We start from the raw sequence: 25,488 nt of genomic DNA on the forward strand, positions 1-25,488 counted from the left end.
AATCCGAGACGAATCAGGAGGCACGTCATGGCTCTTGCGGTTCAGGCTATCGAGAGCGCCTGTTATCGGCCCGTACTCGACGCGAATCCGGCGCATCCGAACGGCTGGCCGGTGCGCCTCATCGTGAGCTCGCAAACCGAGGCGCGGCACAATCGCGCGTTATGGGCGCCGACGCATCTCGTCTCCATCCGAGCGCCAGCGACGCGTCTGCTTTCGATGATCGACCTGCCGCCGGAGCGGCATCTGGAACTCCGCTTCGGCGACACCATCGACCCGGATGCGCCGGATGCCGCGCGTCCGGCGGCCATCGAGGCGACATTTGACTTCATCGACAGCCTGCCCGGAGAGGCGCACCTGCTGGTTCATTGCCTCAGAGGCATCGGACGTTCGACAGCGCTGACCCTCGGCGTTCTGGCGCGCTATCTGGCACCGGAGGAGGCTGCGGCAGCGCTTCACGGGCTGCGCCCGGAGGCGAAACCGAACCGGCACGTGCTCGGCCTTTGCGACGCGGCCCTCGGCCTCAAGGGCAAACTTGCGAAACAGGCGCTGCGTTTCCCGGCAAAGGTTTGGAAAGACTGAACGAAGGCGGGCGACGAAGACATTGTGCGGCGCACAAAGTTTTGACATGATGCGCGCAAAAGAATGCTGTGGCACAGCGTCTCCGACGCAGTGCCGCAAGCCCCTGCCCGGCGGCCGCTCGCGCAAACGGTGAAAACCTCCGGCGCGCCGACCGGACGGTGGATAAACGGGAGAACTCGATGTCTTACGCGGCCTATGTCTTCGACGCCTATGGCACGCTTTTCGACGTGCATGCGGCCGTACGCCGGCATGCCGATGCGATCGGGCCGGACGGCCAGGCCTTTTCGGAACTCTGGCGCGCCAAGCAGCTCGAATATTCCTGGGTGCGCTCGCTGATGGGCGCCTATGTCGACTTCTGGGAATTGACCGAGCAGTCGCTCGACTACGCCTTTCAGCGCTTCCCCTCAGCCGACCCCGGGCTTAAAAAGCCGCTTCTCGACGCCTATTGGGCGCTCGACTGTTATCCGGAAGTTCCCGCGGTCCTCAAGGGATTGAAGGAACGTGGCGCCCGCATCGCCATTCTTTCCAACGGTTCGCCGGCCATGTTGGCCTCGGCCGTCAAGAACGCCGCACTCGATATCATCATCGACGACGTTTTCTCGGTCGATGCCGTCAAGGCGTTCAAGACGGCACCGGCTGTCTACGACCTGGTGACGACGAGCTACCGGCTCTATCCGCAGGCGGTCTCGTTCCAGTCCTCGAACCGGTGGGATATCGCCGGCGCCACGAAATTCGGCTTTCGCACCGTCTGGATCAACCGGGCCGACGGGCCGGATGAATACAAGGACCATGGTCCTTCGCTGATCCTCCCCTCGCTCGAAAGCCTGCAATTCGGCGTATGAAGGAGCCCCGCCCATGGCCTGGTCTGCAGCGCAATATGCCAAGTTCGAGGACGAACGGACGCGTCCGGCGCGCGACCTGCTGGCGCAGGTACCCGATCTGCCCGCCGGTCCTGCCTTCGACCTCGGCTGCGGCCCGGGCAATTCGACCGAGTTGATCCTCGAACGATTTCCGGGCAGCCCGCTCACCGGCATCGACAGCGACGATGACATGCTTTCGGCCGCCCGCACCCGCCTGCCGGACCTTCGCTTCGAAAAAGGCGACCTCGCCGCCTGGACGCCGCCGGCGGAAAGCGCGCTCTTCTTTGCCAATGCGGTCTTCCAGTGGCTGCCGGAGCACGTCACGCTTTTCGAGCGGCTCATACTGGCGCTTGCGCCCGGCGGAACGCTTGCCGTGCAGATGCCCGACAATCTCGACGAATCGTCTCATCTTCTGATGGAGGAAACGGCAGAGGAGGCCGCCTTCGCCCCGGCCTTCGCGGGCCGCACCATTCGGCGCAGGTCCCTGCCCTCACCGGCTACCTACGTCGAAAGGCTCACCTCGAAGGAGGTCCGCGTCGATGTCTGGCACACCGTCTACTATCACCAGCTCGCAAATGCGAACGCGATCGTCGAATGGGTGAAGGGCACGGGATTACGCCCCTATCTGGACGCGCTGCCCACCACTCAGCGGGCGGGGTATCTCGCCGCCTATGCCGAAAAGATCAGGAAGGCCTATCCGGCGATGAAAAACGGGCGCGTGCTCCTGCGTTTCCCGCGGCTTTTCATCGTGGCGACAAAAAATCGCTAGAGCGCGAGTGCGTGCGGGTTCTCGCCGCTCCGACAGGCGCGGCCCTGTTTTCCGGACAAGCTTGAAGGCGCGCCTTGCGCGGACAAGTATAGGAGATCGCGCTTCGGCCCGCCGGGCGCTCGCAGTGAAGGAGTTCTCAATGCATGCAGTCAGTTCAAATGGCGCCAATATTCCCGCGCTCGGCTTCGGCACATTCCGTATGTCCGGAGCGGAGGTGCTTCGCATCCTGCCGCAGGCCCTGAAGCTCGGTTTCCGCCACGTGGACACCGCACAGATCTACGGCAACGAGGCGGAAGTCGGCGAGGCCATCCAGAAGTCCGGCATTGCACGGGCGGACATCTTTCTGACCACGAAGGTCTGGGTCGACAACTATCGCCACGACGCCTTCATCGCCTCGGTCGATGAGAGCCTGAGAAAGCTGAGAACCGACCATGTCGATCTGCTGCTTCTGCACTGGCCGGGGAGCGACGTGCCGATGGCCGAACGCATCGGCGCCCTGAACAAGGTGCGGAATGCCGGCAAAGTACGCCATATCGGCATCAGCAACTTCAACGCCGCGCAAATGGAAGAGGCGACGCGTCTCAGCGATGCGCCGATCGCCACGAACCAGGTCGAGTATCATCCTTATCTCGACCAGACGAAGGTCCTCCAGACGGCGCGGCGGCTCGGAATGTCGCTCACGGCTTACTATGCCATGGCCAACGGCAAAGTGCCTGCCGACCCGCTGCTCGCGGAGATCGGCGGCCGCCACGGCAAGACGGCGGCGCAAGTGGCGCTGCGCTGGCTCGTGCAACAGCAGGATGTGATCGTGCTTTCGAAGACGGCGACGGAGGCGCGGCTCAAGGAGAATTTCGCGATATTCGACTTCGCGCTGACGCGGGAGGAGATGGCGGCAGTCCGCGAGCTTGCCCGCCCGTCCGGGCGGATCGTCAATCCGCAGGGTCTTGCTCCCGAATGGGATGCGTGAGGTGAAGGCCTTTAGAGGCCCCCATGCCGCACCGCGACCGTTACCTCCTCCGGCTGCCGGCCAGAGGGGGTAACGGCCTGCCTGCGCATCAGAGCAATCAGACGAACTGGCTGAGGCCCGGAACGGAGGCGACCACCTCGTCGACGACTTCCTCGCCCGCCTTCTCCTTGGCAAATGCGATCGTCTCTTTCGCGAGCGCCGTAATCTCTCCCATGCCAAGACCCTGGCTCATCAATTGCTGCCCCAGCGCCATGACGCCGCCGCCTCCGCCGATCGCCGACATCAGGCCGCCAAGAAGGCCGCCACCACCGCTGCCCTCGCCATTGTACTGGGCGACCAGTTCGGGCGCACCGGGGATCGCCTCGATCATCTGGGCGACCGGGCCTTCGGCTGCCTCACGCTGCAGGAAGCCGAGGATCATCCCGACTGCCTTTTCCGCCGTTGCGGTCTCGATTCCGACATTTTCCGCCACGCGCGTGACCAGTTCACTCATGGAAATCTCCTCGATCGAATTTTGACGTTAACGTCAAGGTAAATGAACGATGCCGGAATAACAAGAGCATCGAAACGGACGCCGAATACCATATTCCGCCACCTCGCAGCATCGTTTCACGGGGCTCGCCAGATGGCAATCCGGCCTTGTTCGCGCCCGCAATCATGTTGCCGGGAACAGACGCACCGCCTATAACAGATGCACGCTATGTTTCGATGACCGACTTTGTGCGACATGCGGGAAATACCCGCTTTCATTGATAAAATTGACAAGACGGAGATGAAGCCCCCATGCTGCAGGAAGGCAAGATCTATATCGGAACCAGCCGCAAGCCGGACGATTCGATCAACAAAGGCGAATATCTGGAGCTGAAGTTCGGCAACCGCCACGGGCTGATCACCGGCGCCACTGGGACCGGCAAGACCGTGACGCTGCAGATCCTGGCCGAGGGTTTCTCGAATGCGGGCGTTCCGGTCTTCTGCGCGGACGTGAAGGGCGACCTGTCCGGTATCGGCGCCATGGGCGAGCCCAAGGACTTCCTGCTGAAGCGCGCCGAGCAGATCGGCCTCGAGCCTTACGATTTCCAGGAATTCCCGGTGATCTTCTGGGATCTCTACGGCGAGAAGGGCCACAGGGTCCGCACCACCATTTCCGAAATGGGCCCACTTCTTCTGTCGCGGCTGATGAATGCGACGGACGCGCAGGAAGGCGTGTTGAACATCGCCTTCAAGATCGCCGACGAGGGCGGCCTGCCGCTGCTCGACCTCAAGGACCTGCAGGCGCTGCTCAATTACATGGGCGAGAATGCGAGCGAGCTTTCCAATCGGTTCGGCTTCATCTCCAAGGCCTCCGTCGGCTCTATCCAGCGCGAACTCCTGATTCTGGAGCAGCAGGGTGCGGAGCATTTCTTCGGCGAGCCGGCGCTGAAGATCACCGACATCATGCGGACCACAAATGACGGGCGCGGCGCGATTTCGGTGCTTGCCGCCGACAAACTGATGATGAACCCGCGTCTCTACGCGACCTTCCTGCTGTGGCTCTTGTCCGAGCTGTTCGAAGAACTGCCCGAAGTCGGCGACCCCGACAAGCCGAAGCTGGTGTTCTTCTTCGACGAGGCACATCTGCTCTTCAACGATGCGCCGAAGGTTCTCGTCGAGCGTGTCGAGCAGGTCGTCCGCCTGATCCGCTCTAAAGGCGTCGGTGTCTATTTCGTCACGCAGAACCCGCTGGACGTACCGGAGACGGTCCTCGCCCAACTCGGCAACCGCGTCCAGCACGCATTGCGCGCCTATTCCCCGCGCGAACAAAAGGCCGTCAAGACGGCTGCCGACACATTCCGCCCGAATCCCGACTTCAATTGTGCCGACGTGATCACGAATCTTGGCACCGGCGAGGCTCTGGTCTCGACGCTCGAGGGCAAGGGATCGCCGTCGATCGTCGAGAGAACCCTGGTCCGGCCGCCTTCGTCGCGCCTTGGCCCGCTCACGGATGCGGAACGGCAGAAGGTGGTGGACGTGAGCCCGGTGCGCGGTCTCTACGACGAGGACTTCGACCGCGACTCGGCTTATGAGATGCTTGCCAAACGTGCAGCCAAGGCAGCGGAACAGGCGGAGGCTGCCCGGCAGGCAGAAGAAAAACCCGCCGAGGAGACTTCCGGCGGCAGCCGCTGGACCCTGCCCGGCTTCGGCGACGATGCGGCCGAAGCGCCTTCCGGCAAGCAGACCCGGCCGCGATCGTCCGGCTACAAGCGGGAAACCATCATGGAAGCTGCGATGAAGTCGGTCGCGCGAACGGTTGCGACCCAGGTGGGGCGAGCCCTTGTGCGCGGAATACTCGGCAGTCTGAAGCGCTAGATCACGATCGTTGAGACGCGGGATGCGGGCGGAAAACTGCACATAGTTTTCCAGCGCGTCTCATAAGACGCGCGGCGCTGTAGGAAACCTATCGGAGGACTGCAACGTCTCCTCGTTCCTCATCCCTGTGCTCGTCACAGGGATCCAGCAGCGCCGCGTCTGCGGCGCGGAAAGAGTTCTTTCAGCCCAAGGACTTGGTCTGGCTGGATTCCTGTGACAAGCACAGGAATGAGGAAATGAAACAAGCCGCGGCGGGTGGCCCGAATCTCAACAGGCCTTAGATCTATCCCCGACACTTGCTTGCGGCGGAACTGCCGGGGCAGGCCGAAGCCCGGGGTTACGGGCTTCGGCTATCTGCAACGGTCCTATCAGGCCACCGTCAGCTTAACGTCGACATTGCCCCTGGTCGCATGGCTGTAAGGGCAAACGATATGCGCCTTCTGGACGAGGTCTTCCAGGACCGCCTTTTCCACGCCGGGCGACGAGATTTCCAGCGCCGCGTCGATAAAGAAGCCTGTCCCGTCGTCGCGCGGTCCGATGCCGACCGTGCCCGTCACCGTCGTGTCTTCCGCAAGCTTTACCTTCTCCTTGCCGGCGACGAATTTCAGTGCACCGAGGAAGCAGGCGGAATAGCCGGCGGCAAAGAGTTGCTCGGGATTGGTGCCGCGCGCGCCGTCGCCTCCGAGTTCCTTCGGAACGGTCAGCGTCACGTCGAGAACGCCGTCCTTGCTCTTGGCCTGGCCGGCGCGGCCGCCGGTCGCGGACGCGGTAGTGCGGTAGAGGATGGGCATGACAGTCTCCTTCCTTGTGGTTGCCGGATTTATATATCGCAAGATTAAATAGCGCGCAAATTAATTTTGCAAATTGCTTTGCCGGCGTGAATTTGCGACAATGACATCATGACGAGGAAAGCGGCAAAATTCGACGCAGATTCCGATGAGGTGCTGGCGCTCGGCCGCCAGCTCTGTTTCGCCGTCTACTCGGCGGCGCATGCCTTCAATCGCGCCTACAAGCCATTGCTCGACCGCTTCGGGCTGACCTATCCGCAATATCTCGTGTTGCTCACGCTCTGGCAGCAGGACCGCATGACGGTGAAACGAATCGGCGAAGAACTGGGCCTCGATTCAGGCACCCTTTCGCCTCTGCTCAAGCGGCTGGAAGCAGGCGGATATGTCCGCCGCGTACGCGATGCGGCGGACGAGCGGCAGGTGATCGTCAGCCTGACGGATGGCGGCCGGGAGCTGAAGGCCGAAGCCTTCGGTATTCTGCGCGACATCGGCAATGCATCAGGCTGCAGCCTCGAGGAGGTCGGCGAATTGCGCGACGCGCTGCACAGGCTGACGCAGCGGCTGGCCGGGAGTCGACACGAAAGCTGACAAGAGCACCTGAAGGAAAAGTGTGTACCGCTCTCCGTCCGGAAGTTCGCAGTTAACGCTTTCGCTGGTCATCAAAACGCAGAAAGAAGCGATTTTCGCTGCCGAAACGAACGGCCCCTTCGTTACGCTCCCGGAAAGGCCGTCAGATGACGAGGATCGGCGCCTTGTTGCGCACGCGATCGTAAAGATCGATCACGTCCTGATTGACCATGCGGACGCAACCGGAAGAGACCGCCTTGCCGATCGATTGCCATTCGGGCGTCCCGTGGACGCGATAGAGCGTATCCTGGCCGTTCTGAAAGATGTAGAGAGCGCGCGAGCCGAGCGGATTGTCGAGTCCCGGCGGCATGCCGCCATTATCGGCGGAATATTTCGCCAGTACCGGCTGACGGGCGATCATTTCGTTCGGCGGCGTCCACTTCGGCCATTTCTGCTTCCACTGGATCAGACCGCGGCCCGACCAGGCGAAGCCTTCGCGGCCTAACCCGACGCCATAGCGCATCGCCCGCCCGCCCGGCTGGACTAGGTACAGATAGCGGTCGGCCGTATCGACGACGATCGTGCCGGGGGCCTCACCGAAGGGATCGCCGACCTCCTGGCGATAGAAGCGCGGATCGATCTGTCTGAAGGGCACCTCCGGGATGAGAAAGCCGCCATCCTCCCGCGCCGCATAGATCTCCGCGTAATAGGCATCCTGCGGCGGCAGGCCGATCGGCCCCTCGCCGACCGGTCCCTCGAAGATCCCGCCCGGCGGCCCGTTCCAGCGGCTTTCGAGCGCAGGATTGCGGTAGACCGGCATCGTTTGCTCGCGGAAGCGGTCCGTATTCATCGAAGAGGTACAACCCGCAAGTCCGGCGGAGGCGATTGCCAAGCCGGATGTGCGGAGAAACTGACGTCGGGACAAGGCAGGCAGTGATGACATCTAACTCTAACGGGGTTGTGCTGCACGGAAAGAGTCCAGGTGCTCCATTCCGAGGGCCGGATCAAGGTGCTTCGAAAGTGAATCGTTGCGAAGCCGTCTCGAATGGTTATCGGCAAGTCGGAACGGGACGCAAGCGGAAACCGCTCCCTGTGGCACCAGATTGCATTTACGGCCGCTCGCGAACATCACGGCCGCTTGGAGGAAAGCAGCGCTTCGAAATCCTCGCCCGACAAGGGCTGGCTGAAGAAGTAGCCCTGGATCTCGTCGCAGCCGCTTTCTTTGAGAAACTCGACCTGGGCCTTTGTCTCGACACCCTCGGCAATGACGCGCAGGCCGAGCTTCTGTGCAAGCGAGATGATCGCGGACGTAATCGCCATGTCGTCGGCATCGTCCGGAATGTCCGTCACGAAGGACCGGTCGATCTTCAGCCGGCGCACCGGGAAGCGCTTGAGCGCACTGAGGCTCGAATAGCCTGTCCCGAAATCGTCGATCGCAAGGTGCACGCCGATCGCCTCCAGCGCATGCATCGTGGCGATCGCCCCCGGCACGTCCTGCATGATCAGACTTTCGGTGAGCTCGAGTTCGAGGTAACGGGCCTCGAGGCCGGTCTCCTCCAAAACCGCCGCCACACGCGCCGCCCAGTTGCGCTCGCGGAACTGCCGCGCTGAAACGTTGACGCTGACGATCAGCGGCGGCAGACCGGCGTCCTGCCAGGCCTTCAGCTGGCGGCAGGCGGCGCGCAGGACCCAGTCTCCAATCGGGACGATCAGACCGGTTTCCTCGGCGAGCGGAATGAATGCCGCGGGCGAGATGATGCCGCGCACCGGGTGCTGCCAGCGCAACAGCGCCTCCGCAGCGAAGATGCGGCCGGTCTCGAGGCTCATCTGCGGTTGGAAATGCAGCAGGAACTCCTCCCGCGCAAGCGCCTCGCGAAGCTCTTCTTGCGACTGGAGTTTTTCATGGGCTCTGGCGGCCATCGCCTCGGTGAAGACCTGGATGTTGTTGCGGCCGAGCTCCTTGGCGCGATACATGGCCATGTCGGCATTGGCGAGAAGTTCGCCCGCCGTCGTGCCCTGGTTGGGGAAGCAGGCCACGCCCATGCTGCAGTTCACCTGCAGGGAGCGGCCCTGCAACTGCACCGGCATGGCGATTGCAGCGCGGATGTCCTCCAGCCGCGACAGAACGACGTCCCGCTCCTTCGGCAGGCCGTTCAGGAGGATGATGAACTCGTCGCCGCCGACGCGCACGACGGAATCGGACCTGCGCACGGCACCCCGCATGCGCCCGGCTACGACCTTCAGGAGCTCATCACCTGTGGCGTGCCCAAGGCTGTCATTGATCAGTTTGAAATCGTCGAGGTCGAGAAAGGCGAGCACGGCCCATTGATCCCGCTCGCGGATCTCCTCGAGCATGCCGGCGACCTGCTCCTCGAAAAGGACGCGGTTCGGCAGCCCCGTCAAGGCGTCGTGATGGGCCATGAAACCGATGCGGTCCTCCGCCCGCTTGCGCTCGATCGCTATTCCGGCGAGATGAGCGGCCATGGCAATCAGTTCCTGCTGCTGCTCGCTCGGCGTTCCAACCTCCTGCGCGTACAGCGCGAATGTCCCGAGCACATTGCGCTCGCGCGACAGGATGGGCGTGGACCAGCAGGAGCGGAGGCCGGAAGGCCCCAGGAGAGGCGCGTATTCCTCCCAGAGCGGATCGGCGAAGACGTCGGAAACGATCACCTGTTCGCCGCACCACGCAGCCGTTCCGCAGGAGCCGGCCGCAGGGCCGATCTCGACGCCATGGATGGCAGCGCAATAATCCGCGTCGAGGCTGGGGGCAGCGCCGTGCAGGAGATGCCCGCCATCCTCCGAAAGGAGCAGGATGGAGGCCTTGATCCCGGGCAGCAGCGCTTCGATCATCAGCACCAGCTCGTGGAAGAACTCACCAAGGGGCCTGCCCTTGGCGATCATTTCCAGCAACCGGGCCTGACCTTCGAGCAGGCGCTCCGCGGCCTTGCGATCGCTGATATCGCGCGAGATGCCGACGATACCGATGATCCCGCCGCTCTTGCTGCGCAAGGGCACTTTCGAGGTCATCAGCCAGCGATCGCGGCCCTTGGTCACGATGGCGCGTTCCTCGATGCCGAAGATCGGTTCGCCGGTTTCCAACACGCGTCGCTCGGTATCGGCGACGGCCTGGGCGAACTCGTGCGGGTGCAGATCGAAATCGGTCTTGCCGACGAGGTCTCGCAGGCATTCAAGGCCGTTGTCGGCGACCGTCGCCTCGTTGGCGATCAGGAAGCGCCCCGCCGTATCCTTCGCATAGATATAATCGGGAACGTGGTTGATCATCGCTTCGAGCCAGTAGTGGCGGTCGGCCATGTCGGGTTCGGGCGGAAAGAGACGCGCGACCTCGTCGGCAAGGCGGCTGCCGGCATCGATCAGCCGGCGCGTCTGCGCATTGTCGTCCGCGTTCAGGTCGGCATATCGGATGCTGCGGGACGTTTTTCTTGCCAAGCGAAACCTCCGAAGGAGCGGCGCTCGCGCAGATTTAGCGAAAAGAGGTTATGCTTCCCTAAATTCCACAGCGAAAAATCGTCTAAAGGTTGCGCAGAGCCACTTCGCATCAAAAGAATTCATGCGACCTATCATTGCCGACGGCTTCTGCCGAGGACGGCGATGGCCTACAGCATGACCATGCAGGAGTTACAGCGATCTTTGCGCGTCTGTCCGACGCGCGCGCTGCAAGGAGCTGAACGACAATCGGAGGACGCGGGAAATGCTGACGATCTATGGAGTTTACCGTTCGCGCGCGTCGCGCAACTACTGGATGGCGGGGGAACTCGGCCTGCCCTTCCGGTCGGTGCCGGTTGTCCAGGCGCGCCGGGTCGCCGATCCGCTGGCCGCGGATGCCCCCCTCAATACGAAGTCACCGGGCTTCCTCGCCATAAACCCGATGGGCCTCATACCCGCGATCGAGGATGACGGGTTGGTGCTGACCGAGTCGCTCGCCAACAATCTTTATCTCGCCCGCAAACACGGCGGACCACTGGCACCGGCCGATATCCGGGAGGAAGGGCAGATCGGCAACTGGACGATGTGGGCGGCGACCGAGGTCGAGCCGCATGCGGTGAAGATCGTTCTCGCCTATGACAGCGGGATCGAGGACACGCCGGAAGGGCGGGCGGAGATCGCGGCCTGCGCCCGCTCCCTTGAAAAAGCCTTTTCCGTACTCGAAACGCACCTCGCCGATCGCGACTACGTTGTGGGTGACCGCTTTACCGTCGCGGACCTCAATCTTGCGGAGGTTTTCCGCTACACGATGAGCCAGACGGACCTTTTCGAAAGGCACCGCCAGGTCAAGGCCTGGCTGGCGCGCTGCCAATCCCGCCCCGCCTTCAAGGCGATGATGGAGGAACGGCTGAAGGAACCGGAATAAGGCACCTGGCTGGGTGAGCGAAGGCTCTTCTCATCCCGTCATCGCCGCGAGCTGCCGCATTCCGTCCTCCACTTCCTCGCGCACCCAGCGCTTGAAGGCGGCAGCGCCCTTGCTTTCGCGGCGTGAGACGGAGGTGACGAAGTAGTGCCCGAAGCCGGTCTTGGCGCGAATGCCGAACGGCGCCACGAGAGACCCCCTCAGCAGCGCGTATCCGGCAAGCGTCTGCCAGGCAAGCATTACCCCCTGCCCGGCAATCGCCGCATCGAGCGCCAGGGAAGCGTCGTTGAAGGTGTGACGCACCGTCATGGCCGCACCGGTGAGGCCGGCGGTCTTGAGCCATAGTTCCCAGGAAAACATTGCATGCGCATCGATCACCGCGGGCAGCTTCAGCATGTCCGCGGGCTCACGAAGTCCGGCGGCCAGTGCCGGCGAGCAGACCGGGAAGACCTCCTGCTCGAGCAGCAGTTCCGATCGCACGCCCGGCCAGCGGCCAGCCCCGACGCGGATGCCGAGATCGACATCGGAGGTCTCCAGATTGGCGAGCGTCGTGGTCGCGTCGATCCTCAGCCGGATATCCGGATTACGCTCGGCGAAGCGGTCCAGCCGGTAGACGAGCCAGCGCGCCGCAAAGACCGGCGCGACCGACACCGTCAATACCGAATCGTCACGACGCCGTGCCTGCGCGACTGCCTCGGCGAGCTCCCTGAACGCGCTCGACAATCGCGTCAGCAGCGCGCGCCCGCTATCCGAAACCACAAGCCCCCGCGGCGAGCGCTCGAAAAGCGTACGACCGAGTTGCGCCTCGGTCTTGGCAATCTGCTGGCTGACGGCGCCGGCGGTGACGCCGAGCTCCTCCGCCGCAGCGGCGAGCGAGCCCAGGCGGCCGACCGCTTCGGCCGCGCGCAGTCCGTTCAGGTGAACCGTATTGAGGTCTTTCATATAGTTTTTCTAAACCGCTGCCGTCGCAATCTCAATTGCAAACTTCGACAAAGAGGTGGATTCTCCTTCAACAGACTGAAGGGTTCAGCGGCCGGCGAGACCGGCTACGCTACCCCAATCCGAGCTGAACGGTGACGACATGCTGAAGGTTTTCTCAATACTGAGGCGCCCCGCGGCCTCGTCCGACAGTGTTCGAGGACTCGCCTCCGACTGGATGCGCGACCCTCTCCAGCATCCGGATCTCTTCCGTATGGGTGAACGCGAACTCGCGGATCTGCCGTTCCCCGGATGGCCTTGGCCGCGCACTGGGGCGGAGAACCTCTGCAACTGAGGGCGACCAACGCCCGTTTCAACGCTTCGGCTCTGCCGATCCCGGTCGATTGCCGTTACGACTGCACTTCGGCCAGAACCTTGGCGACGGCCGGACGCTCGGCCATCCGGTTGCGATGGTCGAGGATCCGCGGAAACCGGGCCGGATCGACACCGTCCGACTCGAGCCAGCCGGCGATGGTAAAGAGATAGGGATCGGCGACCGAATAGGCGTCGCCCCTGACAAAGGGGCCGACGAACATCGTGCGCTCGATCAGCGCGAAGCAGTCGGCCATGTTCTGCGGCACCTTGGCCTTCATCGCCTCCTGCGCCGCAGGGTCGTCTGCCCACCTTGCGGCCCGGCGCGCATGGGCATGAGCGACGTGAACCGTCGAGCAGAGATAGCTCAGAAACGACTGCAGCCGCGCGAACTCGAAAGGATCGTCAAGCGGCGCAAGCCGCGCCTTCGGGAAGCTTTGGGCGATATAGGCAAGAATGGCCGGCGTCTCCGTCAGTATACCGCGGTCGGTCACGAGGGCGGGCACCCGCCCCTTGGGGTTGATGGTGAGGTAGTCCGGCTTGGTCTGCTCGGCTTTGGAGAAATCGACCCGATGCACTTCATAGCCGGCACCGGCTTCCTCTAGCGCGATATGCGAGGCAAGCGAGCAGGTTCCAGGCGTATAAAACAGTTTCAGCATCGTTCTTCCTCCCAATTGCGCGGCCGACGGCGCCCAAGCACAGAAGATCGAATCGCCGCGATTGACAAGTCCTGAGCGAGATCGCGTCAGGTGGCAAAGGCTTCCGTCACCCGCACGTCGCCGACGTGCATTCCGTTCCAGTTGCGCATCGCGTGATTGGCCTGAGCCATCAACGCCTCATGGATTTCGTCATCGTCCGAAAAGAAGCGCGCAAGCGTCGCGGCGACCATCGCCTCGGCGGCCCGGGTCGTGCCGTCCTCGCATTTCGGCGCGATGCCGATACCCTTTTCCGGTATCGCCGCACAGAATACGCCCTCGGCGCCGGTCTTCGCAAAAATGCGGCCGGGAGCCGTCTTCATCAGCCGCGTGCAAGCGCGCTTGGTGCCGGCGACGTAGAAGGGTTCGGCCATGCAGGCGTCGATGAGACGCTTCGAGGCCCGCGCCCGCTCCGTCCCGAGGCCGACCCCGCTCGCCATCCTGGCAAATCCATGAGCAAGTCCTTTCATCGAGAGCGCGTAGGTGGGGATCGAGCAGCCGTCGACGCCGCAATTGTCGCGATCAAGAATCGCTCCGGTCAGCTCCGCCATGACGCCGCGAATTTCCCGCTGGATCGGGTGGTCATAGCCGATATAGCCTTTGACCTCGGTCCCGGAATGGCAGCAGGCGCAGACGAAGCCCGCATGCTTGCCCGAGCAGTTGTTGTGGAGCGCGCTCGGCACTTCGAGTGAGCGGGCCTGCGCGATCAGCGTCTTCTGGTCGGAGGACCAATGGGCGCCGCACTCAAGCGCCTGGACGTCCCGCCCCGCAGCCGCCAGCATTTTGGCGGCGAGCGCCACATGTTCCGGCTCCCCCGAATGCGACGAGCAGGCCAGCGCCAACTCCCGATCGCCGAAACCATAGGCGTCGGCGGCACCGCTTTCGATCAGCGGCAGCGCCTGCATTGCCTTGCAGGCGGAGCGCGGAAAGATATGAGCATCCGTTTGGCCAAGGGAAAACAGCATCTTTCCGTCGCCATCGACGGCGACGATCATGCCCCGATGGCGGCTTTCGACCAGATTTCCGCGCGTTACTTCGACCAGAACCGGATTCGACATCGGCTGCCCTCAATTTTCCAAGTTTCGGATATGCATCTATCAGGAATCCCACGGCAGAAAAGTCACCGTAGATGAAATTCCTCCGCAAGCTCCTTCTCGTTTTCGCTGTCGTCTACCTGCTTCCGGCGCTCGCCTCGGCGGGCCTGTGGTACTTCAAGGAGCGGCCACAGAGCTGGCACGACGCGGATTGGTCGTCGTCAGGTATTCTGGCGGATGCTGCTGCGAGCCCGCAGGCGGTGATTTACGTCTTCTCGGCGACCACCGGAGGCATGAAGGGGGCGGTAGCAAGCCATGCCTGGATCGTCACCAAAGACGAAGGGGCGCCTACCTATAACCGTTATGAGAAGGTCGGCTGGGGCAAGCCGATCCGCAAGAACGCCTATCCGGCCGACGGACGCTGGTATTCCAACGAGCCGCGCATCGTCGCGGTAGTCAGGGGCGAGGAAGCCAAGCGCCTGATCCCCAAGATCGAAACGGCGATCGAGGATTATCCCTATTCTTCGCCGGGCGCCTATCGAATCTGGCCCGGGCCCAACTCCAACACTTTCGTCGCCCATGTCTTGCGATCGGTGCCGGAGCTCGACGTCGTGCTGCCGCCGGATGCGGTCGGGCGCGACTATCTGCCGGAGGGGAAACTGTTCCATGTCGATGCCGACGGTCGCGACCTGCATGCGACGCTTTACGGCCTCGCCGGCGTCTCGGCCGGCTGGCGCAGCGGGCTGGAACTGCACTTCATGGGACTGGTGGCGGGCTTCGACGTCGCGCGGCCCGGCATCAAGATTCCGGCACTCGGCCGCTTCGGAATCTGAGGGGATGGCACGCTGGCGGAAAACCGCACACATTTTTCCTCATCCCGCTCCATAGGAAAAGGGCCGCCCTGCGGCGGCCCTTCATGAGCTTTGGCCTCACAATGGCCGGGTGCTGAGACCCTAAGGAAGGCGGCTATCAAGCCGAGGGCTGCCTCGACTCCTTCACCTCTCCCATGTCCATTACGAGGTCCGAAATCTCATTAGACATTGGATCACCTTCCTTTCTGTTCGTTGACGTTGATCCCAACGTAAGCGATCTTTGGGCCAATACAAGGGCGACCATCGTCTTATTGTCTTTTGCTACCCGATCCGCATCACGATCTTGCCGATATGATCGCCCTGCTCCATCAGCCGATGAGCGCCGGCAATCTCGGCGAAGGGCAGGATCGCCTGGATGACCGGCGCAACTTCGCCCCCATCCAGCAGCGGCCAGACCTTTTCCGCCAGCCCGTCGCGGATTGCCTGCTTCTCGGCGGCGGTGCGCGGCCGGAGCAACGAACCCATTATCTGCAGGCGCTTCATGAGAATTGGCGCAATGTTGGCGTCCTCCACCCGGGCGCTACCGAGGAAGGCGATGATCGACAGGCGGCCGTCCTTGGCCAGGCTGCCGATGTTGCGCTCGAAGTAGCGCCCGCCCACCATGTCGAGAATGACGTCGACTCCGCGACCGCCGGTTTCTTCCAGCACGACGGCCCTGAAATCCTCCTCACGATAATTGATCGCACGTTTCGCCCCGAGTGCCTCGCAGGCCTCGCACTTCGCAACGTTGCCGGCGGTCGCGAAGACCTCTGCACCGAGTGCCTTGGCAAGCTGGATGGCGGTCGTGCCGATACCGCTGGATCCTCCATGGACAAGGAACGTTTCGCCGGCCTTCAGGCGGGCCATGTCGAAGACGTTGGCCCAGACCGTGAAGAAAGTCTCCGGCAAGGCTGCCGCCTTCGCGGCATCGTAGCCCTTGGGCCAGCGAAGGGCCTGCGTGGCGGGAACGGCGCAATATTCCGCGTAAGCGCCGCCATTGGCCAGAGCGCAGACCTTGTCGCCGGTCGAGAAGCCGGCCGCTCCCTCGCCGAGAGCAACCACTTCGCCTGCAACTTCGAGCCCGAGGATGGGGCTCGCCCCAGCGGGCAGCGGGTAGTCTCCCTTGCGCTGCAGGACGTCCGGCCGATTGATGCCGAAGGCTTCGACGCGGATCAGAATGTCGCCGGGCCGGACCTCAGGCATCGCCCCCCGCGCCAGCACCATATTCTCCGGCCCTCCGGGGCCAGGCAGATCGACATAGGTCATTTCTGTCGGAAGGGTCATGACGGCATCCTCGCAAAACGGTTCCGCCTATACCTATAGCCCTCTTGCCGTTCGGGAAAGTTCGTCGTGCATCCGCTGCTCAGGTCCGGTCGAGGGGTTCCATGACGAGGCCTTCTTCGCTCGCCTTGGCGCGCGCCTTTATCTCCGCAATCCGCTTGCTCACGGTCTGTCCGTCCGAGAGGACAAGGCCTTCCGGAAGCAAAAGCACCGCGATCGAACAGCGCATCAGGGGAAAGCCTTCGTGGTGCCGTCGCGGCCATATCCGCTGATCCGTCCCGCCGACAGATGCTCGGGCGAATAGAGCTGGCGGACGTCCGAGCGAAAGTCGTCGATCAGACGTGAAAGGACGCCCCGTATGTCCTCCTCGGTGGAACCGTCGATGCCGACGAAGAAATCGTCGCCTCCGACGTGACCCAGGAACTTCCCTTCGCCAATGAAGTGGCGCCGCAGGAGCGCCGCAAAGAGCGTGATCGCGAGATCCCCCTTCTGGAAGCCGTAGGTATCGTTGAAGGGTTTGAAATCGTCGAAGTCGCAGTAGCAGAAGTAGCGGGCCTGGTCGCCGTCCAGGATCGCGTGCTGGACATAATCGCGGATCGCGCGATTGCCGGGGAGGCCCGTCAACGGATTCTGCTCCTGGGCCGTCTTCAACTGCTTCTCGTTGATGATCTTCAGGAGCGACGAAGCGGAGAGAATGCCGGCATAGCGCATGTTCTCCGTGAGGATGACGCAGTCGCTCCCGTTCATGCCGGCGAAGATCTTGAGCATCTCGTCGGCGGGCGTGTCGAGATCGGCGATCGGCGCGGGCGTGACGAAATGCGAGATGCGGCGCTGATAGAGGCGGTTCTTCAGGAGGTCGCGGCCAAAGGGATGATAGATCATCTCCTTGACGTGATACTCGTGCAGGATGCCGCGCGGTTCGCCATTGGCATTCAGAACCGGAAAGAAAGCCTGGCGTGGATTGAGCCGGAAAAGGTCGAACACGGAATCGAGGTCGTCGCTCTCCCTCGCTGCCGGAAGCTGCTCGATCTCCTTGCGGATCAGGATGCTGTCAAGGGTCGCAGACGGGCGCCGAGCGCCGGCCGCCGGTTCGAAATGAGCGTAGGCGGCCTGCAACTCCGTGACGTGCGTCGTCGGTCGGGCGATGAAGTAGCCCTGCATCAGATCGCAACCGAGATCACGGCAGACGAGAAACTCCGCCTCCGTCTCCACGCCCTCGGCGATGACCCGCGACCCGAGCACATGGGCCATGTTGACCGTATGCCGGCCGAGGTGCCGCTTGCGGGGGTCCTTGTCTATATCGCAGATGAAGTGCCGGTCGACCTTCACATAGTCGACCGGCTGGTCGCAGAGCAGTTTCAAGCCGTTGAACCCCGCACCGAAATCGTCGATCGCGAGCTTGAATCCCGCAAGCCGCAGCTGCCGCACGAGCGCGGAAAAGTCAGGCATCTTGCTGCTGTCGAAACGTTCCGACAGTTCGAAGCAAAGAGAGGACGGCGCGATATTCGCACGCTTCAAGTGGTTGACGAGGCGATCGACGATGTCGCCCTCGGCGCCGACGAGCCGCGCATCGAAATTGAGAAAGAGCGTGCGCGCCGAAAAGTCCGGGAGCGCGGCAAACGCGGCGACGGCGCGGCTGTTGATCAGGTGCTCGAGCGCGAGCAACTGCCCCGCGCTCTCGGCCCTGTCGAGCAATTCGACCGGCGAGGCAAAGCCCAGGCGCTCGAAACCGCGCATCAGGGATTCATAGCCGAACACCGCCCCGGTCGCCGCTTCCACGATCGGCTGGAGGGCATTTTCGATGACGAGTTTGGCAAGGGTCACGATCTGGTCGTCGCCGAAACGGCGAAGCGACAGGATTTCTGCGGGGGCGGCCGACATGCCGGGCTCCAGGGATAGGACACACAAACGCGCGCCAGCATCGGAGCCAGGCGTCAACGAAATCTTTCGCGAATGTGAAAGTTTGATGAAGCTTCGGAAAAGCCTGCTCAGCCCCTTGCGAGAACCCCGAAGGCGATCGAGGCCAGCCCCTGCATGACGAGATCGACCGCCAGGAAAAGACCCAGTATCCAGAGGCTGTCGACCGGCCAGCCGGCAGCGATGATGAGGCCGGCTAGCAGGGTCACGAGGCCGCCGATGACCATCCACCCCCAGCCGCCAAGAGGACGAAGCCTGAACCCTACCCAGATGCGGGAGCAACCGGCGGCGATCAGCGCCACCGCCAGCAGAAATGTCAGCACCGAGGAGGCGAGGACAGGATTGATGAAAGCGAACAGGCCTGCCGCAGCATAGAAGGCACCGCTCAAGATCCAGTAAAGGACACTTCCCCAGTTTTTGACCTGAAAGGCGTGGGCGAGGTTGAGCAGGCCGCCGATCAGCATGATGAGACCGACGTAATAGACGGAGGCGACTGTCGCCATCAGCAGGTTTCCGAAGGCGATGCCGCCGCACATGATCAGAAGCACGCCGAGTGCGACGAACCACCCCCATTTTCCGGCAAGGGCCTCTCTGCCGGCGGGATCGAACGCGTGAACCATTTCAACCTCCAGTCATGCCTATGCGCATGGACGCCTCCCGCTGATTGAGCCGGATTTCCAAGCAAAAAGAAAGAGAAAAGCGCAGGATTTTTTTATTGATTGATGGATCAATCAAAAATAAGCTAGAGCCAGAGGAGTTCGAAGATGCCCAAGGTCGGAATGGAGCCGGTGCGCCGCAAGGCGCTGGTCGATGCGGCGCTGCGCGTGATCGGCGACCAGGGGACGCTCGCGGTCACCATGTCAGATATCGCGCGGACGGCCGGCGTTTCGCCCGCGCTCGCGCATCACTATTTCGGCAGCAAGGAACAGTTGCTGATCGCCACCATCCGCAGCCTTCTCCGCAAGCTGCGCGACGACGCCGTGTCTGCGATGAAGGCGGCCTCGACGCCGCGCGCAAAGGTGAGTGCTCTGATCAGCGTGAGTTTTCGCGCCGATCAGTTCGCGCCGGAGACGGTCGCAGCCTGGCTCGCCTTCTATTCGGAGGCGCAACGGTCGGAGGAAGTGCGGCGGCTGCTGGTGATCTATGCGCGGCGGCTGCGCTCAAATCTGCTCGCGGGTCTGAGAGCGCTCTGCCCGGCAGATGACGCGGAACGCATCGCCGAGGGCGCCGCTGCGATGATCGACGGGCTCTACATCCGGCAAAGTTTGAAATCGGCGCCGATCAGCATCGAAGCCTCGGTGGCGCTCACGGAAGATTACGTGAATGCGCATCTGAGGGCGAGCGACGGGAAAGGCTCCCCTCCCCGGGTTTACTCCGAGGATTAGCCCCTCCCTCCCGGCGGGCAGAAGGTGGCGGCAGCCGCAGCTGACAATCGCCGACCGGCCAAGCAAGACGAAGCAAGAATTCGAACCACGAGGAAACGATCAAGTGACCACCGGGAAGCCGAATATTCTGATCATCATGGTGGACCAGCTGAACGGAAAGCTTTTTCCGGACGGGCCTGCAGACTTCCTGCACGCGCCCAACCTGAAGGCGCTGGCCAAGCGATCGACCCGTTTCCGCAACAACTACACCTCGTCGCCACTATGTGCCCCAGCCCGAGCATCCTTCATGGCCGGGCAATTGCCGAGCCGCACGCGGGTTTATGACAATGCCGCCGAGTACCAGTCGTCGATCCCGACCTATGCACATCACCTGCGCCGGGCCGGCTATTACACCGCGCTTTCCGGCAAGATGCATTTCGTCGGACCGGACCAGCTGCACGGCTTCGAGGAGCGGCTGACGACCGACATCTATCCGGCCGATTTCGGCTGGACGCCGGATTACCGCAAGCCGGGCGAGCGAATCGACTGGTGGTATCACAATCTCGGCTCCGTCACCGGCGCCGGGGTCGCCGAGATCACCAACCAGATGGAATATGACGACGAGGTGGCATTCCTCGCCAACCAGAAGCTCTACCAGCTTTCGCGGGAAAACGACGATGCGAGCCGGCGCCCCTGGTGCCTCACCGTCTCCTTTACCCATCCGCACGACCCCTATGTCGCGCGGCGGAAATTCTGGGACCTCTACGAGGATTGCGAGCACCTCACGCCCGAGGTCGACGCTATCCCCCTCGACGAGCAGGACCCGCATTCGCAGCGCATCATGCTGTCCTGCGACTACCGGAACTTCGAGCTGACGGAGGAGAATGTCCGCCGCTCTCGCCGCGCCTATTTCGCCAACATCTCCTATCTCGACGAGAAGGTCGGCGAACTGGTCGACACCCTCACGCGGACGCGGATGCTCGACGAGACGCTCATCCTCTTCTGTTCCGACCACGGCGACATGCTCGGCGAACGCGGCCTCTGGTTCAAGATGAACTTCTTCGAAGGCTCGGCGCGCGTGCCGCTGATGATTGCCGGCCCCGGTATCGCACCCGGCCTGCATCTGACGCCGACCTCCAATCTCGACGTGACGCCGACGCTTGCGGACCTCGCCGGCATTTCTCTCGAGGAAGTGAAGCCCTGGACCGATGGCGTCAGCCTCGTGCCGATGGTCAACGGCGTCGAGCGCACCGAACCGGTGCTGATGGAATATGCGGCCGAGGCCTCCTATGCGCCGCTGGTCGCCATTCGCGAGGGCAAGTGGAAATACATCCACTGCGCACTCGATCCGGACCAGCTCTTCGACCTCGAGACCGATCCGCTGGAGCTCACGAACCTCGCAGCGAAGCCGCGCGGACCTGTCGACCAGGCAACGCTTACCGCATTCCAGGACATGCGCGCCGCCCATTGGGACATGCAGGCCTTCGATGCTGCCGTACGCGAAAGCCAGGCCCGCCGCTGGGTCGTCTACGAGGCGCTGAGAAACGGCGCCTATTACCCCTGGGATCACCAGCCGCTGCAAAAGGCATCGGAGCGATACATGCGCAATCACATGAACCTCGACAATCTCGAGGAGTCCAAACGCTATCCGCGAGGAGAATGAGATGAGAGCCCAACCGAAAGCCTCGCACTTCATCGACGGCGAATATGTCGAGGACACCGGCGGCACGGTGATCGAGAGCATCTATCCGGCGACCGGCGAAGTCATCGCCCGCCTCCATGCCGCAACACCCGCAATCGTCGAAAAGGCGATCGCAGCGGCGAAGCGCGCGCAGCCGGAATGGGCGGCGATGAGCCCGACCGCGCGCGGGCGTGTCCTGAAGCGGGCCGCCGAAATCATGCGCCAGCGCAACCGCGAGCTTTCAGAGCTCGAAACGCTCGACACGGGCAAGCCGATCCAGGAAACCATCGTGGCCGACCCGACGTCCGGTGCCGACAGTTTCGAATTTTTCGGCGGCGTCGCGCCCGCCGCACTCAACGGCGATTATATCCCGCTCGGTGGCGACTTTGCCTATACCAAGCGGGTGCCGCTCGGCGTCTGCGTCGGCATCGGCGCCTGGAACTACCCTCAGCAGATCGCCTGTTGGAAAGGTGCGCCCGCACTCGTCGCGGGCAACGCCATGGTCTTCAAGCCTTCTGAAAACACCCCGCTCGGCGCACTTAAGATCGCCGAAATCCTCATCGAAGCGGGTCTGCCGAAGGGCCTCTTCAACGTCATTCAGGGCGACCGCGCGACGGGCCCGCTCCTCGTCAACCATCCGGACGTCGCAAAGGTGTCGCTCACCGGCTCCGTGCCGACCGGAAAGAAGGTGGCCGGCGCCGCCGCCGCGGAACTCAAGCACGTCACCATGGAGCTCGGCGGCAAGTCGCCTCTGATCGTCTTCGAGGATTCCGATCTCGAAAGCGCGATCGGCGGCGCAATGCTCGGCAATTTCTACTCGACCGGCCAGGTCTGCTCCAACGGTACCCGCGTCTTTGTGCAGAAGAAGATCAAGGAGCCCTTCCTCGCCCGTCTCAAGGAACGCACCGAAGCGATCGTCATCGGCGACCCCCTGGACGAGACGACGCAGCTTGGGCCGATGGTCTCGGCGGCGCAACGCGACAAGGTCTTCTCCTATATCGAGAAGGGCAGAGCGGAAGGGGCGCGCCTCGTCACCGGCGGCGGCATTCCCAACAATGTGAGCGGCGAAGGCACCTATATCCAGCCGACCGTCTTCGCCGACGTCACCGACGGTATGACGATCGCGCGGGAAGAAATCTTCGGGCCGGTCATGTGCGTGCTCGACTTCGACGACGAGGCGGAAGTCATCCGACGCGCCAACGCCACGGAGTTCGGCCTATCGGCCGGCGTCTTCACCGCGGACCTCACCCGCGCCCACCGGGTCGCCGACCGGCTCGAGGCCGGCACGCTCTGGATCAACACCTATAATCTCTGCCCGGTAGAGATCCCCTTCGGCGGGTCCAAGCAGTCGGGCTTCGGACGCGAGAATTCGGTCGCGGCGCTGAACCACTATACCGAGCTCAAGACCGTCTATGTCGGCATGGGGCCGGTCGAGGCGCCGTATTGAGCTTTGCAGTTCTGCCCTCTCGGGTTTGACCCGAGGACTAACCCTCTCGCCGCGCGGGGAGAGGGGACCGGCGCGGCATATGCCTTTTCCCTCGCGCGGGAGAAGGCGGGCCATCCCAGAAGCAAGAAAGACCACGCTCATGCAGGCAGATTTCGTCATCATCGGTTCCGGCTCGGCGGGCTCGGCGCTCGCCTATCGCCTGTCGGAAGACGGCAGGAATTCGGTCATCGTGCTCGAGTTCGGCGGCTCCGATGTCGGCCCGTTCATCCAGATGCCGGCGGCGCTTGCCTGGCCGATGAACATGAACCGCTATAATTGGGGCTATCTCTCCGAACCCGAGCCGAACCTCAACAACCGGCGCATCACCGCGCCGCGCGGCAAGGTGATCGGCGGCTCCTCCTCGATCAACGGCATGGTCTATGTCCGGGGCCATTCGGAAGACTTCAACCGCTGGGAGGAACTCGGCGCCAAAGGCTGGGCCTATGCGGACGTGCTGCCCTATTACAAGCGGATGGAGCATTCGCATGGCGGCGAAGAGGGCTGGCGCGGCACCGACGGGCCGCTGCACGTCAAGCGCGGCCCGGTCAAGAATCCCCTTTTCACGCCTTCATCGAAGCGGGAAAAGAGGCCGGCTTCGAAGTCACCGAGGACTATAACGGCTCGAAGCAGGAGGGCTTCGGGCTGATGGAGCAGACGACGTGGCAGGGCCGCCGCTGGTCGGCCGCTTCCGCCTATCTGAGGCCGGCCCTCAAACGTCCGAATGTCGAGCTCATCCGTTGCTTCGCCCGCAAGGTCGTGATCGAGAACGGGCGGGCGACGGGCGTGGAGATCGAGCGGGGCGGACGGATCGAGGTGGTGAAGGCCAACCGCGAAGTGATCGTCTCCGCCTCCTCGTTCAATTCGCCGAAGCTGCTGATGCTTTCCGGCATCGGACCGGCCGCCCACCTCAAGGAGATGGGAATTGACGTGAAGGCCGACCGACCCGGCGTCGGCCGGAACCTGCAGGACCACATGGAATTCTATTTCCAGCAGGTGAGCACGAAGCCGGTTTCACTCTATTCCTGGCTGCCATGGTTCTGGCAGGGTGTCGCCGGTGCGCAATGGCTCTTCTTCAAGAGAGGCCTCGGAATTTCCAACCAGTTCGAGTCCTGCGCCTTCCTGCGTTCGGCACCCGGCGTGAAGCAGCCGGACATCCAATACCACTTCCTGCCGGTGGCGATCAGCTATGACGGCAAGGCGGCGGCGAAGTCGCACGGCTTCCAGGTGCATGTCGGCTATAACCTGTCCAAGTCGCGCGGTGACGTCACCCTTCGCTCGTCCGATCCCAAGGCCGACCCGGTGATCCGCTTCAACTATATGAGCCATCCGGAGGACTGGGAGAAGTTCCGCCATTGCGTTCGGCTGACGCGGGAGATTTTCGGGCAGAAGGCTTTCGACCTCTATCGCGGCCCCGAAATCCAGCCCGGCGAAAAGGTGCAGACAGACGAGGAGATCGATGGGTTCCTGCGCGAGCATCTCGAAAGCGCCTATCATCCCTGCGGCACCTGCAAGATGGGGGCGAAGGACGATCCGATGGCCGTGGTCGACCCCGAAACCCGGGTTATCGGCGTCGACGGGCTTCGTGTCGCCGACTCCTCGATCTTCCCGCACATCACCTATGGCAACCTGAACGCCCCCTCGATCATGACCGGCGAAAAGGCCGCCGATCATATCCTCGGCAAGCAGCCACTCGCCCGCTCGAACCAGGAGCCGTGGATCAATCCGCGCTGGGCGGTGAGCGACAGGTAAGTTATTCCGAGAGGAAACCTATCCAGCGCCCGGCTAGGACCGCACCGGTCCAGACCGCCATGGAAAGCAGCGCTGAAAGGCGGACCCTCGGCGAGAGCGGCCCGCCTTTGATTGCGTCGCGCCATTGCGGGGTCAGGTGCAATATGGCGGCGTTGAGCACGCCGAGCGCGAGCAGCGTCATCTTCGTCAGGAAGGCGGGGTTGCCGGCATACTCAACCGGGCGAACGCTGAAGAGACAGAAACCGGTGGCGATAGCCAACGCGATGCCGATCGCAGCCGCGCGTGAAAGATAGGGTCCGACCACTCCGATCGGCACGTCGCGGAAGAAGCCGAGCAGCCGCAGGTCGAGCGGCAGGATCGAACCGACGATTATCCCGATCGAGAGTATGTGGGCGGCGTTCACGAAGATGTAGAGCACCGCGGAGCGCCGTATCGCCAAAGCGAAGGGCAACGCCCCGATCCACGTCAGCGCCTCCTCCATCAATTCGTCCGTATGCGCTCCGGATAGATGTCGTAGACCTTGCCGGCGACGGTGATCCGCACGGCCTTCATCCTCTTCTCGTTCCGGTCGAGCGAGCGGTTGCCCAGCACCACGATCGGATCGCCGGCCTTGGCTACCCCCTCCACAAAGCCCGAACGCTGGGTGAGCCGCGGGTTGCCGAGTTCGACCCGCCAGGTGCCGTCATCCGTCGTCTCGACCTGAAGGGTCGGATGCGGCGGCGCCATGGAGATCTCGCGGATCGTCCCTGAAAGCTCGACCTGATCGGCCTCCGCCCAGGACCAGCCGTGATGCGCGTAGGCGCCCGTCACCAGAAGCAGGCTCAGCAAACCGGCCGCGGGGAGGCGTGACGACAAAGACGTAGCCATCGGCATTTCCTTCTCCTGCGTTGATGATGCC

General features: G+C 63.0%; 22 protein-coding genes and 2 pseudogenes. 12 read left to right on the top strand and 12 right to left on the bottom strand.

The window, feature by feature from the left end:
* Positions 1 to 27: 27 nt before the first annotated feature.
* From N0Q91_RS13060 to N0Q91_RS13075, 4 genes are all read left to right on the top strand, one after another.
* Positions 28 to 579 carry a phosphatase gene (locus tag N0Q91_RS13060; RefSeq protein WP_275596595.1) on the top strand — a complete coding sequence of 184 codons (552 nt, stop codon included), beginning with the start codon at positions 28 to 30 and terminating at the stop codon, positions 577 to 579.
* A 179-nt stretch (positions 580 to 758) separates the two neighbouring features.
* Positions 759 to 1,421: a haloacid dehalogenase type II gene (locus N0Q91_RS13065; protein ID WP_100674536.1), complete on the top strand. Its 663-nt coding sequence runs from the start codon at positions 759 to 761 to the stop codon at positions 1,419 to 1,421.
* Between the two features lie 13 nt (positions 1,422 to 1,434).
* Entirely contained in the window at positions 1,435 to 2,208 is a 774-nt protein-coding gene (gene tam, locus N0Q91_RS13070; RefSeq protein ID WP_275596596.1) for a trans-aconitate 2-methyltransferase, read from the top strand.
* A gap of 139 nt (positions 2,209 to 2,347) precedes the next feature.
* A complete protein-coding gene (locus N0Q91_RS13075) occupies positions 2,348 to 3,175 on the top strand; it encodes an aldo/keto reductase (protein WP_275596597.1) in 828 nt (275 codons plus the stop codon).
* Between the two features lie 97 nt (positions 3,176 to 3,272).
* On the opposite strand, the gene N0Q91_RS13080 is transcribed toward N0Q91_RS13075, so the two are convergent.
* Positions 3,273 to 3,668: a DUF2780 domain-containing protein gene (locus tag N0Q91_RS13080; RefSeq protein ID WP_018094505.1), complete on the bottom strand. Its 396-nt coding sequence runs from the start codon at positions 3,666 to 3,668 to the stop codon at positions 3,273 to 3,275.
* 290 nt (positions 3,669 to 3,958) lie between these two features.
* Here N0Q91_RS13080 and N0Q91_RS13085 point away from each other — a divergent pair, with 290 nt between their 5' ends.
* Positions 3,959 to 5,521 carry a helicase HerA-like C-terminal domain-containing protein gene (locus N0Q91_RS13085; protein ID WP_275596598.1) on the top strand — a complete coding sequence of 521 codons (1,563 nt, stop codon included), beginning with the start codon at positions 3,959 to 3,961 and terminating at the stop codon, positions 5,519 to 5,521.
* A gap of 368 nt (positions 5,522 to 5,889) precedes the next feature.
* Here the strand turns inward: N0Q91_RS13085 and N0Q91_RS13090 are convergent, their stop codons facing one another.
* The gene (locus N0Q91_RS13090; protein WP_010968954.1) at positions 5,890 to 6,312 is read right to left on the bottom strand and encodes an organic hydroperoxide resistance protein; all 423 of its coding nucleotides are present in this window, start codon (positions 6,310 to 6,312) and stop codon (positions 5,890 to 5,892) included.
* A 108-nt stretch (positions 6,313 to 6,420) separates the two neighbouring features.
* Here N0Q91_RS13090 and N0Q91_RS13095 point away from each other — a divergent pair, with 108 nt between their 5' ends.
* Positions 6,421 to 6,897 carry a MarR family winged helix-turn-helix transcriptional regulator gene (locus tag N0Q91_RS13095; protein ID WP_275596599.1) on the top strand — a complete coding sequence of 159 codons (477 nt, stop codon included), beginning with the start codon at positions 6,421 to 6,423 and terminating at the stop codon, positions 6,895 to 6,897.
* Between the two features lie 142 nt (positions 6,898 to 7,039).
* Here the strand turns inward: N0Q91_RS13095 and N0Q91_RS13100 are convergent, their stop codons facing one another.
* Entirely contained in the window at positions 7,040 to 7,819 is a 780-nt protein-coding gene (locus N0Q91_RS13100) for a L,D-transpeptidase family protein (protein ID WP_275596600.1), read from the bottom strand.
* A gap of 185 nt (positions 7,820 to 8,004) precedes the next feature.
* A complete protein-coding gene (locus N0Q91_RS13105; RefSeq protein WP_275596601.1) occupies positions 8,005 to 10,323 on the bottom strand; it encodes a putative bifunctional diguanylate cyclase/phosphodiesterase in 2,319 nt (772 codons plus the stop codon).
* 262 nt (positions 10,324 to 10,585) lie between these two features.
* On the opposite strand from N0Q91_RS13105, the gene N0Q91_RS13110 reads away from it, so the two are divergent.
* A complete protein-coding gene (locus tag N0Q91_RS13110; protein ID WP_275596602.1) occupies positions 10,586 to 11,245 on the top strand; it encodes a glutathione S-transferase family protein in 660 nt (219 codons plus the stop codon).
* A 30-nt stretch (positions 11,246 to 11,275) separates the two neighbouring features.
* Here the strand turns inward: N0Q91_RS13110 and N0Q91_RS13115 are convergent, their stop codons facing one another.
* The 3 genes from N0Q91_RS13115 to N0Q91_RS13125 form a co-directional block, all read right to left on the bottom strand.
* Positions 11,276 to 12,184, bottom strand: coding sequence for a LysR substrate-binding domain-containing protein (locus N0Q91_RS13115; RefSeq protein ID WP_275596603.1), 909 nt, complete (start codon positions 12,182 to 12,184; stop codon positions 11,276 to 11,278).
* A gap of 386 nt (positions 12,185 to 12,570) precedes the next feature.
* Positions 12,571 to 13,191 carry a glutathione S-transferase family protein gene (locus tag N0Q91_RS13120; protein ID WP_003536681.1) on the bottom strand — a complete coding sequence of 207 codons (621 nt, stop codon included), beginning with the start codon at positions 13,189 to 13,191 and terminating at the stop codon, positions 12,571 to 12,573.
* Between the two features lie 86 nt (positions 13,192 to 13,277).
* Entirely contained in the window at positions 13,278 to 14,285 is a 1,008-nt protein-coding gene (locus N0Q91_RS13125) for an asparaginase (protein WP_275596604.1), read from the bottom strand.
* Positions 14,286 to 14,356: 71 nt separating this feature from the next.
* On the opposite strand from N0Q91_RS13125, the gene N0Q91_RS13130 reads away from it, so the two are divergent.
* A complete protein-coding gene (locus N0Q91_RS13130; protein WP_275596605.1) occupies positions 14,357 to 15,094 on the top strand; it encodes a DUF3750 domain-containing protein in 738 nt (245 codons plus the stop codon).
* Between the two features lie 300 nt (positions 15,095 to 15,394).
* On the opposite strand, the gene N0Q91_RS13135 is transcribed toward N0Q91_RS13130, so the two are convergent.
* From N0Q91_RS13135 to N0Q91_RS13145, 3 genes and pseudogenes are all read right to left on the bottom strand, one after another.
* On the bottom strand, positions 15,395 to 16,396 hold the full coding sequence (locus N0Q91_RS13135; protein ID WP_275596606.1) for an NAD(P)H-quinone oxidoreductase: 1,002 nt from the start codon (positions 16,394 to 16,396) through the stop codon (positions 15,395 to 15,397).
* A 79-nt stretch (positions 16,397 to 16,475) separates the two neighbouring features.
* Positions 16,476 to 18,274: pseudogene (locus tag N0Q91_RS13140) on the bottom strand (EAL domain-containing protein).
* Positions 18,275 to 18,381: 107 nt separating this feature from the next.
* On the bottom strand, positions 18,382 to 18,930 hold the full coding sequence (locus N0Q91_RS13145) for an HdeD family acid-resistance protein (RefSeq protein ID WP_018094491.1): 549 nt from the start codon (positions 18,928 to 18,930) through the stop codon (positions 18,382 to 18,384).
* Between the two features lie 144 nt (positions 18,931 to 19,074).
* Between N0Q91_RS13145 and betI the strand changes: the two genes are divergently transcribed.
* The 4 genes and pseudogenes from betI to betA all read left to right on the top strand — a co-directional run bounded on the left by betI (position 19,075) and on the right by betA (position 24,590).
* Complete coding sequence (betI, locus tag N0Q91_RS13150; RefSeq protein WP_275596607.1) at positions 19,075 to 19,695, top strand: transcriptional regulator BetI; 621 nt, start codon at positions 19,075 to 19,077, stop codon at positions 19,693 to 19,695.
* A 103-nt stretch (positions 19,696 to 19,798) separates the two neighbouring features.
* On the top strand, positions 19,799 to 21,337 hold the full coding sequence (gene betC, locus N0Q91_RS13155) for a choline-sulfatase (protein ID WP_275596608.1): 1,539 nt from the start codon (positions 19,799 to 19,801) through the stop codon (positions 21,335 to 21,337).
* A 1-nt stretch (position 21,338) separates the two neighbouring features.
* Positions 21,339 to 22,802 carry a betaine-aldehyde dehydrogenase gene (gene betB / locus N0Q91_RS13160; RefSeq protein ID WP_275596609.1) on the top strand — a complete coding sequence of 488 codons (1,464 nt, stop codon included), beginning with the start codon at positions 21,339 to 21,341 and terminating at the stop codon, positions 22,800 to 22,802.
* 139 nt (positions 22,803 to 22,941) lie between these two features.
* Positions 22,942 to 24,590: pseudogene (gene betA, locus N0Q91_RS13165) on the top strand (choline dehydrogenase).
* A gap of 1 nt (position 24,591) precedes the next feature.
* On the opposite strand, the gene N0Q91_RS13170 reads toward betA, so the two are convergent.
* Both N0Q91_RS13170 and N0Q91_RS13175 read right to left on the bottom strand, forming a co-directional pair.
* Positions 24,592 to 25,071 (bottom strand): DUF6644 family protein, encoded by a 480-nt coding sequence (locus N0Q91_RS13170; RefSeq protein WP_275596610.1) that lies wholly within the window; start codon positions 25,069 to 25,071, stop codon positions 24,592 to 24,594.
* Positions 25,071 to 25,457, bottom strand: coding sequence for a DUF6152 family protein (locus N0Q91_RS13175; RefSeq protein WP_026168560.1), 387 nt, complete (start codon positions 25,455 to 25,457; stop codon positions 25,071 to 25,073). The genes N0Q91_RS13170 and N0Q91_RS13175 overlap by 1 nt, the downstream gene beginning before the upstream one ends.
* Positions 25,458 to 25,488: the final 31 nt, after the last annotated feature.

This window comes from Sinorhizobium prairiense (genome assembly GCF_029201645.2).
Classification (GTDB): Bacteria; Pseudomonadota; Alphaproteobacteria; order Rhizobiales; family Rhizobiaceae; genus Sinorhizobium; species Sinorhizobium meliloti_A.